At 47.8% G+C, this 13,668-nt stretch carries 12 protein-coding genes; 11 read left to right on the top strand and 1 reads right to left on the bottom strand.

Going from position 1 to position 13,668, the window contains the following annotated elements; translation table 11 throughout:
- The first annotated feature begins 23 nt into the window (after nt 1-23).
- From MCP_RS01290 to MCP_RS01240, 11 genes are all read left to right on the top strand, one after another.
- Entirely contained in the window at nt 24-1,199 is a 1,176-nt protein-coding gene (locus MCP_RS01290; RefSeq protein ID WP_012899002.1) for a PQQ-binding-like beta-propeller repeat protein, read from the top strand.
- Nucleotides 1,200-1,249: 50 nt separating this feature from the next.
- Nucleotides 1,250-1,918, top strand: coding sequence for a hypothetical protein (locus tag MCP_RS01285; protein WP_012899001.1), 669 nt, complete (start codon nt 1,250-1,252; stop codon nt 1,916-1,918).
- A 54-nt stretch (nt 1,919-1,972) separates the two neighbouring features.
- Nucleotides 1,973-3,046 carry a glycosyltransferase gene (locus tag MCP_RS01280; RefSeq protein ID WP_012899000.1) on the top strand — a complete coding sequence of 358 codons (1,074 nt, stop codon included), beginning with the start codon at nt 1,973-1,975 and terminating at the stop codon, nt 3,044-3,046.
- A complete protein-coding gene (locus tag MCP_RS01275; RefSeq protein ID WP_197525924.1) occupies nt 3,043-4,035 on the top strand; it encodes a glycosyltransferase family 2 protein in 993 nt (330 codons plus the stop codon). The genes MCP_RS01280 and MCP_RS01275 overlap by 4 nt, the downstream gene beginning before the upstream one ends.
- 13 nt (nt 4,036-4,048) lie before the next feature.
- On the top strand, nt 4,049-4,816 hold the full coding sequence (locus MCP_RS01270; RefSeq protein ID WP_012898998.1) for an ABC transporter permease: 768 nt from the start codon (nt 4,049-4,051) through the stop codon (nt 4,814-4,816).
- 3 nt (nt 4,817-4,819) lie between these two features.
- Nucleotides 4,820-5,596: an ABC transporter ATP-binding protein gene (locus MCP_RS01265; protein WP_012898997.1), complete on the top strand. Its 777-nt coding sequence runs from the start codon at nt 4,820-4,822 to the stop codon at nt 5,594-5,596.
- Between the two features lie 30 nt (nt 5,597-5,626).
- Nucleotides 5,627-8,470, top strand: coding sequence for a glycosyltransferase (locus tag MCP_RS01260; protein WP_012898996.1), 2,844 nt, complete (start codon nt 5,627-5,629; stop codon nt 8,468-8,470).
- Nucleotides 8,471-8,488: 18 nt separating this feature from the next.
- A complete protein-coding gene (locus MCP_RS01255) occupies nt 8,489-9,607 on the top strand; it encodes an acyltransferase family protein (protein ID WP_012898995.1) in 1,119 nt (372 codons plus the stop codon).
- 46 nt (nt 9,608-9,653) lie between these two features.
- Nucleotides 9,654-11,636, top strand: coding sequence for an LIC_10190 family membrane protein (locus tag MCP_RS01250; RefSeq protein ID WP_128566954.1), 1,983 nt, complete (start codon nt 9,654-9,656; stop codon nt 11,634-11,636).
- 74 nt (nt 11,637-11,710) lie between these two features.
- The gene (locus MCP_RS01245) at nt 11,711-12,265 is read left to right on the top strand and encodes a class I SAM-dependent methyltransferase (RefSeq protein ID WP_012898993.1); all 555 of its coding nucleotides are present in this window, start codon (nt 11,711-11,713) and stop codon (nt 12,263-12,265) included.
- Nucleotides 12,262-12,612, top strand: coding sequence for an EamA family transporter (locus MCP_RS01240; protein ID WP_012898992.1), 351 nt, complete (start codon nt 12,262-12,264; stop codon nt 12,610-12,612). The genes MCP_RS01245 and MCP_RS01240 overlap by 4 nt, the downstream gene beginning before the upstream one ends.
- A gap of 5 nt (nt 12,613-12,617) precedes the next feature.
- Here MCP_RS01240 and MCP_RS01235 read toward each other — a convergent pair whose 3' ends face one another.
- Nucleotides 12,618-13,523: a glycosyltransferase family 2 protein gene (locus MCP_RS01235; protein ID WP_012898991.1), complete on the bottom strand. Its 906-nt coding sequence runs from the start codon at nt 13,521-13,523 to the stop codon at nt 12,618-12,620.
- Between the last annotated feature and the right edge of the window lie 145 nt (nt 13,524-13,668).

The following is a 13,668-nucleotide window of genomic DNA, read 5'->3' as shown; positions in this document are numbered from 1 at the left end:
TTTATAAGGCGGGGGACGTAAAAATGCAAGGCAACACGCTCGTCAAGGCGATCATCGCGGTCGCGGTGCTTATTTTTATATCGGCCCTCGCCCTGACGGCCTATAAGTCCGGCGGCGCTGCGCTGAACTGGCAGATGGAGGAGGTCCAGAAGATATACCCGTCGGATGACGGCCTTTACGTTATAAGCAGCTCGAACATCTCCCTTGTGGACGCCTCGGGCACGGCCCTCTGGTCCGTCCCGTACCAGGGCGCCGGGCTTTCGACATACGGTGGCGGGCGTCTGCTCGTCTATTCGTCCGCCTCTGGCCTGAGCGCCGTCGGCAAGGACGGCAACATATCAACGCTCACGGCGCAGAGCATGAACTACCCGCCCGTCGTGGGCCCCGACGGCACGATCTTTGTCCGTTCATGGAGCCTGTTGTCCGCGCTCGACAGGTCGGGCAGCGAGATGTGGAACATCACGGACGTGATCTCCGCGCCCGTCGTGGACGGCAGGGGGTACATTTACTTTTTCAGGCGCCCGGCCGAGTCCGTAACGGACGTGTACCTGGAGTGCGTCTCGCCCGACGGGAGCCTCCGGTGGTCCATCCAGTACCCGAAGTTTACGGCGGGCACGAAGCTCCTGCCCGCGAGCTCGGGCGGCGTTACCGTATACGACGAGCCCGGGGGGATACTGGCCCGCCTGAGCGGCAGCGGCAACGTGTCGTGGGACCATACGATGCCCTACCTGGGGGAGTATACCCTTCTGCAGGACGAGTATGACCGGCTGTACATGTTCTACGAGTTCGGCACGGTGCACGTGGTCAACGACCGGGGCAGCCTGGCGGGCAAGTTCAACCCGGTCAACGCGTATAACGCCAACCTGAGCCACATGCCCGCCGTGCGCAACGGCACGGTATACGTCATCGGCGACGGCGATGCCTCGGCGACGCTATACGCGCTTAGCATCGACGGCTCCCTGAAGTGGGAGCGCACGTTCAACACCACATCGCCCGGAGCCATCTACGCGGGCCAGGACATCGTGTGCGTCGGCGCCGACACGGAAAGCGGCCCGGTACTGTACGTCGTCGGCGAAGGCGGCAGCCTGAAGTTCACCTACAAGTCTGGCGACGGCAGCGGCTGGGCACAGGTCTACGTCGATAACGGCACCATCTACGCGAAGACCTGTGGCGGCAGGCTGTACGCGCTCAAAGGATAACATTAAAAAGTAATAAATACTCCCGCGCAGATTCTATCTGGGGGAAGGGAGTGGGCGTACTAGACATGTTAATGGGAAAGCGGAAAGAATCCGGCCCGGCGGACATCGCGGGCCTTTTCGATCAAAGCATTAAGGACGTGGAGGACCCCAGGACGATCGGCGAGAGCCCTGCCCTGAACAAGGCCATCATGGAATACCAGAGCCCGGAAAACGTCGATAAGGGCCAGATCTTCACGTTCGACAGCGAGATAAAGAGGGCGCCCGACTTCTATCTGCCCTACTACTGGGCGGCCACGTACCACTTCGATAAGGGCAACTTCGACGAGGCGAAGAAGATCCTTCTCGAGGGCATTAAAAATTGCCGCATCAAGAGCGTGCTGTGCAGGCGGCTCGGCGAGTTCTGCCTGCAGAATGGCGACGTCGATGGCGCGCTCTACTGGTTTTTTACCACGGTCATGGCGGACACGAGCAGCATCGACTACCACGCGTACCTCTACCTGGCCTATATCTTCGAGGTCTACGGCATGAAGAAGGCGGAGAGCTGGTCCCTGCGCAGAGCCCGCGGGATCTCCTATAAGATATTGATGCAGGCTGCCGAGTACTCGGCCAAGAAAAAGGAGAAGATCAAGGGCTTCGCCGGGGCCCATAAGAGCGAGGCCATCGCGAAGAAGCTCGACGACTTTTACCGGTACGCGAAGCCCGCGCTGAAGGCGCTCTGAGCATACGGCGGCGCTACGAAAAGTATAAGCCGGACGGTAGCGTCGGTTCACCGGATGAGAGTCGCGATCTTTCACGATTACTTCAGCTTCATCGGCGGCGGCGAGAAGCTCATCCTCACGCTGGCCCGCCACCTGGGCGCCGACGTCATCACCACGGAGGCGAACCCCGAGCTGATATCCCGGATGGGCTTCGACGACGTGCGAGTCATCAGCCTCGGCCCCCTCGTAAAGATCAAGCCCCTCAAACAGATCCAGGCCACCTACAAGTTCGCCACGTGCGACTTCAGGGGCAAGTACGATTTTTTCATATTCAGCGGGAACTGGGCACACCACGCGTCACGGCTCCATAAGCCCAACCTGTTTTATTGCCATACGCCAGTCCGCGTCTTCTACGACCAGCGCGAGAACTTTCTCTCATCCCTAGGGCCGGCCCAAAGGGCTGCAGCCTCCGCCTGGATAGCGCTACATAGCAGGTCTGACCGCCGGTCCGTTGCCAGGATTCAGCATATTGTCTGTAACAGCCGGAACGCGGCCGGTCGAGTGAAGAAATATTATGGACGGGACGCAGATGTGATATATCCGCCGGTGGACACGGGACGGTTCGCCTATAAGGGCGATGAGGGGTTCTGGCTGTCCGTCAACCGGCTCTATCCGGAAAAGCGCATTGAACTGCAGGTCAGGGCATTTGAACAAATGCCCGGCGAGAGGCTGGTGATCGTGGGCAACAGCGGCACCGGAGACCACTCTGCCGCTTACGCGGAAAAGCTCAGGGCTTCGCTTCCTCACAACGTTCGTATCCTCAGCGACCTTCCAGAGGAGGAGCTGATTGACCTTTATGGCCGGTGCAGAGGCCTGATAGCGACGCCCTTGGACGAGGACTTCGGAATGAACGCGGTCGAGGCGATGGCCAGCGGTAAGCCCGTTGTCGCCGTTAGAGAGGGCGGATACCTGGAGAGTGTTGTCGATGGCGTTACCGGCATGCTTATAGACGCCGACAGCAGCTCTATTGTTAAGGCTGTGAAAGATGTCTCCCGGGACCCGTCGAAGTTCAGGGAAGCCTGTGCAGAGCAGGCCCGTAAGTTCGACATCAGCGTGTTTCTCGCGAGGATGGAGGCGATGATACCATGAGCTCCGGCCGAATGCCCCTGGCCTCAGTCATTGTGGTTAACTACAACGGTAAGCAGTACTTGAAGCGGTGCCTGGATGCCCTGCTGGACCAGACTTACCGTAATGTCGAGGTCATCCTTGTTGATAATGGCTCGGGTGACGGCTCAGTAGATTTTGTAAGGTCAAACTATCATACCGTTCAGATAATCGATAACGTGAAGAACCTCGGCTTCGCACCCGCTAATAACGTGGGCATCAGGGCGGCCAGGGGAGAGCTCATCGCCACGCTAAATAACGATACTATGGCAGCGCCAGGATGGCTGGAAGCGCTGGCCGGGGAAATGATTTCCAACGAGAGAGTCGGGATGTGCGCCTCCAAGATGCTCCGGATGGACGACCCGACTATCATCGACTCGACCGGGATCTGCATTTCCAGGAGCGGCGCATGCTGGGACCGGGGCATGTTCGAGAAGGACGAGGGCCAGTATGAGGCTGTGGTCGAGGTCTTCGGCCCCTGCGCCGGGGCGGCGCTGTACAGGAAGAGCATGCTTGATGAGATCGGGCTGTTCGACGAGGACTTTTTCTCTTACATGGAGGACACGGACCTCGCTTTTAGGGGAAGGCTGGCAGGCTGGAAGTGCCGGTACGTGCCGAATGCCATCGTGCGCCATGTGCACGGCGGAACGGCGGGCTATGTGTCTGACTACACGGTGTATTACGGGAACCGCAATATCGTCTGGTATGCGCTCAAGGACTTCCCGCCGGGGCTGCTTGTGACGTCGCTGCCGTTCATCGCAGGTCGTAGCATGGGCGTGATCCCCTATTATGTGCTGAAAGGCCATGGGAAGACCATCCTGAGGGCGAAGTGGGATGCCCTGACCGGAGCGCCGAAGATGCTGAGGAAGAGGCGGAAAGCGAAGAAGAACGACATCAACAAGTTTATAAGGACCTGGGCTGATATAAAAAAGCCTCCTGAGGCTTATGTTAAGGCCGAAGGGGGGTTAAGTTAGACTTCCGATCATTATGTCTTTATATGATTATCGAGAGCTTATCAAGAACCTCGTCGTGAGCGACCTCAAGGTGAAGTACGCAAATTCCATGTTAGGTTTCGCGTGGTCGCTGCTGAATCCCCTATTGATGATGCTCGTGCTCTACTTTGTGTTCAGCAACTTTTTCGGGAGCGGTGGTAGCTTCGTCCTTTACATCCTGACGGGCCTCCTGGTCTGGAGGTTCTTCTCCATCGGTACGAGTGCTGCACTGGCCTCGGTGGTAGGCAAGCCCAGCCTGGTCACGAAGATATACATACCCAGGGAGATACTGCCCCTGAGCTCTACCCTGTCGAGCCTGATCAGCTCGGTGCTCGAGTTTTGCGTGCTCGTGCCCCTGTTATTTATTTTTGGCATCGGGCTCTCACCGGCAATCCTGCTTTTCCCTGTACTGCTGGCAATGTTCTTCCTCATCGTCTATGGAATGGCGCTCATCCTTTCCTCGCTCTTCGTCTACTTCAGGGACCTGAATAATATCTGGGACGTGCTCATGCAGGTCGGTTTCTTTGCCTGCCCTATCATGTATCCTCTATCGCAGCTTTCGAAGCTGCCCGAGCAGATCAAGACTCTCTATATGCTGAACCCGGTTACTTTACTCATCGAGATGTACCGGGACATATTCCTCGAAGGAACGGTCCCCGACCTATGGAGCTTCGCAATCGTCCTCGTCTTCGGCGTTGTGTTAGTCGTCTTCGGGAACGCAGTCTTCAAGAGGCTCCAGCGGCGCTTCGCCGAGGAGGTATGAGCCATGCCTTTACTGCTTAAGGAAAAGTCAAAGCTGGACGAGGAGAGCGCCATCGTGGTGAATAATGTCTCGAAGTGCTACCGTATCCCCATGGAAAAGAAGCGAACGGTGTATGAGAACATTATCGGGATGTTCAGCGGGAATAAGAGCTACGAAGAGTTCTGGGCCCTGAAGGACGTTAGCTTCAACATTAAGCGTGGGGAGACGTTCGGAGTTATCGGGCCGAATGGGAGCGGGAAGAGTACGCTGCTTAAGATGCTGGCAGGAGTGCTGTACCCGGACAGCGGCTCGGTAAAGGTCAATGGGCGAATCGCGCCGTTCCTGGAGCTGGGCGTCGGGTTCCAGTACGAGCTCACTGCCAAAGAGAACATTTACCTGTATGGCGCTATCATGGGGCTCACGAAAAAAGAGGTCGATAGGAAGTATGAGGATATTCTCGATTTCGCCGAGCTCAAGCGGTTTGAAAATATGAAATTGAGGAATTTTTCATCGGGAATGTACGTGAGGCTTGCCTTTTCAATCGCTATACAGACCGATCCAGATATTCTATTACTCGACGAGGTTTTAGCAGTAGGGGACGAGCACTTCCAGAAGAAGTGTATGGAGAAGATAGAAGATATAAGAAAAAGCGGTAAAACCATTGTGTTCGTTTCCCATTCCTTGCCTTCGGTCAATAGCCTATGTCAAAAATCTTTATTGCTCAATAGTGGTATGATAGTGGCAATGGGAGAGACGAATAAAGTAATTCAGAAATATCAGCAAATGGCAAATCAAATTTAAGGCCTGGAGACCTTACAGGAGGCAGCGTAAGTGCCTGATATTTTACGTGCAATACGATATGAGCCTAATACCATTGACCCTGAAAATAAAAATACTAGCCACGGCTTAATCATAGATCTGGTGGGTAGAAATAAGGCAGTTCTCGAGGTGGGCAACTCTACAGGCTATTTAAGTAAAATTTTCAGAGAAAACGGCAATCGTGTTACTGGCATCGATATTGACCGTGAGGCAGGAAGTATTGCACAACAATATTGCGAAACTATGGTTTTCGGGGACATCGAGATAATCGATCTTGATGCTTATCTAAAAGATTCCTATTTTGATGTGATAGTATTCGGGGATGTATTAGAACATTTAAAATCGCCCGAACAAATCCTCATAAAAGTAAAAAAATATCTAAAATCGGACGGGTATTTGGTCGTATCCCTTCCAAATGGTTGCCATGGCGATATCATATTGAATCTATTATTTGGTGATTTCCGATATACACCGATGGGCTTACATGATGTAACCCATCTCCGATTTTTTGGATGGAAAAATATCCTCGATATGTTTAACGATCACGGTTACATGGTAATCAATGTAAATAAAGTACGGGTGCCGGTTGGAAACACAGAGCTAAAAGTCGATAAGGATAAGGTTCCTGATGATTTGTTCAACTTCATAAAGTCCATACCGGACTCGGATGTTTACCAATATGTTTTTACAGCTATCCCTGGTGATATTAAAAATAATACGGGTAATGAACAGACACCGATAATACAGCTAGCGCCTATATTTAATTCAGCTATAGAAGGTACTTTAGAAAAGCGAGTCGAACTATTAAAAGAAGAGATTTTAAAAGTAAGCGCTGAGAATCAAGAATTGTTAAGAGACATCGAGAGGTTGGATGATCAAAATTCAACACTCAAGCGCGAACTATCCGATATGAGACAAAGTTCCATCTGGCGGCTGGTCATGGCATATCATAATGGGTTCGTAGAAAGATTTTTACCTCACGATACGAGGCGCAGAAAAGCATACGACAGGATTCTTATTAGCGCTAGAAAATTAGTAAATGGGGGACTTGGTGGATTATCAAAAAAGTATAGCCATCATAAGAAGAATAAGGCAATGATCGCTGCGAAACCTAAATTCCCCAGAATAGTGGAAAACTCAGTTCCGCCATATAAGCGTATTAGACAGATAAAAAATTATCCGCTAATATCTATCATTATAGTCACGTATAATTCTGAGCGATTTATCGGGAATGCCATTGATAGCATTATCGGACAGAATTATCCCCCGGCATCGACTGAAATCATCGTCGTGGATAATAACTCGAGGGATAAGACGGCGGTAACCGTTAATGAATATATGGAAAAGTATAATGATAAAATAAAAATCAAGCTCGTTGAAACGAATAAAAATAATGGATTCGGGAAGGGCGTCAACATTGGCGTACTTAACGCCTCTCCAAACGCTGATTACGTATTATTATTCAATCCGGATTGCAAACTGTATAAAGATACATTAACCGAGCTAATATCGGCAGCTTCCGCTACTATATCGGATGGCTATCGTCTCTGGGAGTGCCGGCAGATGCCTTATGAGCACCCCAAACACTATTCGCCGGTCACCCTTGAGACGTCCTGGAGTTCAGGCGCCTGTTGTTTAATTCATAAAGATGCGTTTGAGAATGTGGGCGGTTTTGATGAAAACATTTTCCTCTACATGGAGGATGTGGATCTATCCTGGCGCTTAAGAATGAATGGTTATAAGCTTATGTACCTGCCTTTTGCACGGGTCCAGCATGATACGTACTCCGAAGCGAATGTTGTTAAAAGCGCCCAATATTATAATTCTGTTTTATACCAATTTTATCTAAGGTACAAGTATGGTAACCGGGAAGATATCAAGTGGTATTATAAGGAATATTTCCGTCTACTAAATAATGTTCCAAATAAGCTTCCATATGAGCGCTCTAAATTAATTGAACAATTTGTGAAACATAGTTTACTGATTCCAAAAGCCCTAGCATTCAGAATAAAAAACAGGAAAGCTCTTAAATCATTTAAGCCATGGTTCATGGATTACGATTTCGAGTTCCGCCGTGAAGGGGCGTTCGTAAAATCTGACATTGATATGGAAGACCCGAGCTTGTTGCCTAAAGTATCGATAATAGTTCGTACGATTGGTAGAAAAGGATTCCTCCGTGAGGCGTTGACGTCGATAAGGAATCAGACATATGGTAATATTGAAACTATCGTCGTAGAGGATGGACCGGCCACGGTCAAGGAAATGTTAGACCAAGAATTCAGTAGAATGGATATTAAATATTTCGCGCTCGGCGAGAACCATGGGCGCTGCCGCGCCGGTAACTTCGGGCTCAACAAATGTACAGGTGAATATTTACGTTTTTTAGATGACGACGATCTGCTATACCCCACGTCCATCGAGACGGCAGTCTGTTTCATGCTGAAGGACGACGGCGAGCATCGGCTAATGTACGACTTGAGCTTCGAAGTACCAACAGAGATCATATCAGAAGATCCATTCAAGTACCGGGAATTTGATTACAGGCTCACCTATGACCAGAATTTCGACAGGAACATACTCTCAATCCATAACTACATGCCCATCCAGAACGTGCTTTTCGACCGGGAGTTATATGAGCTTTATGGAGGTTTCGATGAAAGCCTGGATGCCCTCGAGGATTGGGACCTGTGGATACGGTACTCCCAGCATACCGATTTTTTTAAAATCCCGAAGATTACATCACTGTATAGGGTCCCGGCTGTCGAGAATGATATTGAAAAAAGGCAGGTAAAGCTGGATAAGTACTATAAAATCGTTAAAGAAAAGTATAATTTACCGATAGGTCAGCTTGAATGATAGGACGGTTAGTTGCGAATGACAGTAGAAAATGATACACATAAATCAAATAATTTTGACTTTCTGCGTGTCTTTGCCGCCCTCCTGGTCATATTTTCCCACTCATTTCCTTTAAGCGGTATACATACTGAGCCGCTGGGCGCCATCACAGGATACATGACCTGTGGCGCGCTGGGTGTCGCGATATTTTTCATCATTAGTGGGTATCTGATAACAAAAAGCTGGATGGAGCACCCATCCGCTATAAGATTTTTATGGAATCGTTCCCTGCGAATATTCCCCGGTCTTTTCGTTGTCACAATTATCTGTATTTTAGTGCTTGGGCCGCTGGTCACGAATTTATCACTAAGTGAGTACTTTGCCCAGGCAGAATATTTATGGCTATATTTAAAAAATACGACGCTTCTATCCATATCGTTTTACCTTCCCGGCGTCTTTACTAATAATCCGTATCAGGTGGCGGTTAATGGGTCTCTATGGTCGTTACCGATAGAGTTCGGGATGTATCTACTTATACTTGCGCTGGGCCTTTTAGGACTGCTACGGAAAAAGGAGTTCTTATTATTACTCGCCTCGTGTACAATCATAGTATTTGCCTTCAACAATATTCCCGAGCTCGCGACGATAAAGCCCATAGTCGACTTGTTCGATGCCATAAGTATTCTGGGATTTTTAACTTCAATATCCACCGGGATCGCAATCATGTTCATGATAGGCGCGATCTATTATCTATATAAAGACAGTATTGTTTATAACGGCTGGATATCGCTGACGCTATTCGTTGCCTTATGCCTGTCGTTCAAAACAAATTTCTTCCAACTGGCAAGCCTAATTTGCCTGCCCTACATGATAATCTGGGCGAGCCAAGTCCCGACACGGTATATAAAAAATACTGGTAAATACGGGGACTTTAGCTATGGTCTATATATCTATGCATTCCCGGTCCAGCAGCTGATAATGAATTATTTTAATGGTATAAGCTGGCTTGAGCTATTTATCCTGGCAGTGCCAGCCACGTTTATTTGTGCATTCTTATCATGGCATTTGATTGAGTCGAATTTCCTTAAACTAAAAAAGATAGACCTACAATTGCTGTTCGAAACAATGATAAAAAAGATTTCGCCTAAGATAGCTTAAATATAAAGTCAATGGGTATTTAATTAAAAATAATACACACCGGAGCATGCTTGTGATAATCGATTATAGTATTTTTTTTCTATCGTACGTCTGCTGGTTCATAGCGTTAGTTGGTTTCGGTAGCGTATCCGTTGATTTTATTAAAAAGACCTTTCATATCGATTCTGATGGAGAGCACCTTTCACTGCTGACCTATGGGATTGCAGGTATGGCAGTAGTTACTACACTTGCCACTTTAATTAATTTTTTTATGCCGATAAGCCTCACCGTAACGATTGTACTATTATTTTTTGGAATAGGTTTATTCTTCTTTAACAGAAAGTCGATCCTTACGTATTTAAGCTGGTTTGAAAAGGTCCTGATATCAACACTCGCCCTGCTAATCTTTATGATAATCCCGTTTGCCTGGGTTTCTTGGTTCGACACGGGCATGTATCATTTACCAGCGATTAAATGGATCATCGAGAGTCAGGCGCCTCTTGGGCTTGCGAACTTGCACGGGCGTTTTGGCTATAACTGCTCATGGTTCATGCTTTCGGCCTGCATTGACCAATGGGTAATTATCCTGAATAAGCCGTTTTTCCTGGTGAACGGGTTGATTATGTTCTTTTATGCATCCGCAATATTACTTATCGTTAAAAGAAAAATTTTTCCCGCCCGCCTGGACAAGGCGGGCGACATTTCAAGGCATAAGGGCGCCAAAGACAAAAATATTGAAATTGGCTTAAGTGACCTGTTCTTAATATTCTCATCGATCGCCCTGGTCTACCCGGGACTTATGATGCTGACGTCGTCATCCCCGGATTTACCCGTCATGATAATAACATTATTTGTTATTTATCTGGCCATTTATGTGCTGGAGCGGACACAAAATGATAATTTTTACTTGTTCTTTGCCATACTCCTCGTGGCATATGCCATTACCATTAAGCTGTCCTCAATTGCGCTTATCGTCTCGTTGCCTGTTTTCTTGTTTCAGGGTACAATTGAATCATTTAAAAATAAAGGTAAAATCCTTGACATATTCAACGATGGAATGAAGGAAATACTCAATGTTCTTTTATTGGCTATATTACTATTATTAACCTTACCATGGATGATACGAGGGCTATTATTATCAGGCTGTCTATTCTTCCCATTTCGGATCGTGTACTTTTCCGGATTAAAATGGGCTGTACCGCCGCTTCTATGCACAAGCGAAATAAACTGGACTACAGCATGGGCTCGATTACCAAGTAATGATGCCCTTACTGCTCTGTCAGGATGGGGATGGGTCAAGCCCTGGCTTGAAAGATATTTTAATATCTTCGGCTGGAGCCACATGCCGCTCTCAAGACAGATCATAATCGGAACAGAGCTGGATGATTTTATTTATTCCTTGACCCAAAACATCATTATCTCGTTTATTTATCCGATCGCAGAATTAGTAGTCCCGTTTATCATATTTATCAGTGGGCTCTTGCTGATCTTCTACTATATTGTTTTTAAAAAGGAAAGGCTCTCGAACATATCACTAAATAAAACTGCATGTATTATCCCCATGGCCATTTCCATCATCGGTATCGCGTTCTGGTTCTATTCGGCCCCAGACTTACGATTCGGCATCGGGTTCGTTTATTCGCTGGTACTTCTCACATTCAGTATACCGGTATACATATATTTATTCAGTAAGCCAAGAGGACAGCAATTGCAAACGAATGTTGTGCAAAAAAGAATGAAAATTATTGTGATAGTACTCTCGGCCATTATATTAATATACGGTAGCTGTATTGCTATATATTATTCAACGAATACACATGGATGGGGTTCGGACGGATTTAACTTCCCCCAGATTCAGCTTGATGGTTATAAAACCGTCGATGGCACGACAATATATATTTCAAGTGGCCAGTATCAGCTTTTTTGGAATGGTCCTTTGCCAAATACTCCCTATTTCAATGCTAGTTTGAGATCTCATATCTCGAATTCTACTGGATTGCCGGATATGTTCTGGTATGATGATAAAAACGGGTTACCGATCATACTGTGAAAACACGATAAACAATTTCATAAAAATGGGTTTGGCAATAGCTTTATGTATTCCCGAGTAATAGCGAATACAGTATGCCGGAAGAGCTGTTAGAGCCCTTTTTTCGAAAGCTCCGCGTTGGCCTGGTCCTTCAGCACCTGGATAAAGATACGACGCTGTGCGACCTTGGCTGCGGCAGCGGCTCTTTTCTCCGGTCGGTCTCGGGCGACATCCGGGCCGGCTATGGCTTCGATAAAAAAGCTGAAGAAGAGACGTTCGGCAATATCACCATAAAAAATTCTTTCATCGACGGCAAAGTCCCCCTTGAAACCGGCTCGATGGATTGCGTAACCCTGATAGCGGTACTGGAGCACCTAGATAGGCCCGAAGACGTGCTCGGCGAATGCTACAGGATCGTGAAAAATAGGGGCAAAATATTGATTACTACGCCATCGCCCGCGAGCAAGCCCATCCTGGAATTCTTGTCCTATCGGCTGAAAATCGTGAGCCCTGTAGAGATACGGGACCATAAGCATTATTATTCCAGGAGCGAGCTAAAGACAATCCTGGAAGAATGCGGCTTTACTGGCGTCCAGGTAAGATCGTTCGAGTTCGGTCTAAACAACTTCGCGATAGGTCATAAGCAATGAATAAAGTAATAATCGACATCCTGATAGGCATCGTGTTCGCATCCTTCGGCCAGCTGTTCTTTAAGGTCGGGGCGAATAACGTCGGTGAGATCAGCTTCTCCAACCTGCTGCAGCTATTTAATGTCTATATTATCGTGGGTTTGATATTATACGCAATCGGGTCCGTATTCTGGATTATCGCGCTATCGAAGGCCGACCTGTCCTACGTTTACCCCTTCATCGCGCTAACGTTCATCGTCGTCTATGCGTTCTCGATTCTCGTGTTAAAAGAGCCATTCCACGCAGGCCGTATGATTGGCACCGCCATCATTATCATAGGGCTGTGCGTGCTCGTCGCCTTCGATTAGACCCGTCAATACTTTTTTACTAAATCCTCAATCTTATTGAGCTTATTCACGATGAATTCCATGATTAGGCTAAAGCTCATCAATTGCATGGCCGTCAATATGAGTACGACAGCCAGGAGGGGGTAATACTCATGCGACAATACCCCTACGGCGAGCTTTTCATATATGGAATAAAGGCCGAATAACAAGCCCAGACAAAATAACAAGATATTGATCAAGATGACGCTTTTTAGTATGAACGTACTTTCTTGCCAAATCGTAGAGGGTATTGAATTGAGCATGCGGAACCCATCCCTGAATGGGTTAAGCTTGGACTTCCCCACCCTTTTCCTATATTCGATCGGCACTTCGACTACGCTGTACCCTAGTTTCGCGGCTCGCATTGTCATCTTCGTTTCATATTCCAGATTTTTCGCCGTCACATCGAGTTCCGGGAATATAGATGTACGCATTGCCCTGTACCCGGTTTGTGCATCCATAATCCTCGTATAGCAGAAGTAGGTGATTAGTAAAGAGAATATTATATTTCCGATTCGGTTGAACCGGGGGATGTTAGTTGTATTAAACACCCTGGCGCCCAGTACCATATCCGCGCCCATATTAATCCTTTTTACGAACTCTGGAATATACCGTGCAGGGTAAGTGCAGTCAGCGTCGGTGAAAATGAGAATATCGCCAGTGGAATGTTCCACACCCGTCTTCAGCGCCTCCGGTTTGCCCCGATTGGTATCATGCTTTATGTACTTAATTTTGTCATTCTTTGAAGCATAGTCCCGCGCTATTCCATCGGTATTGTCCTGCGAGCCATCATTAACGATGATGATCTCATCAACATATTCCATGTACTCTTCAAACGTTTTTGGCAACGCTTCTTCTTCATTATATGCGGGGACCACCAGAGTCGTTTTCATATTTCCACCTAAGGCAATACCATTCCATCTATCAACTTACTATTTATATACTATGTTCAATGCCCCCGAGGCTCCAAACAGAAAAAGTGTAGGCCATATCAATAGACAAATAAGCTATATGGTATGACATTTATGATAGTTACTC

The organism is Methanocella paludicola SANAE (assembly GCF_000011005.1).
GTDB lineage: Archaea > Halobacteriota > Methanocellia > Methanocellales > Methanocellaceae > Methanocella > Methanocella paludicola.
This window is presented reverse-complemented; position numbering and strand designations above follow the sequence as displayed.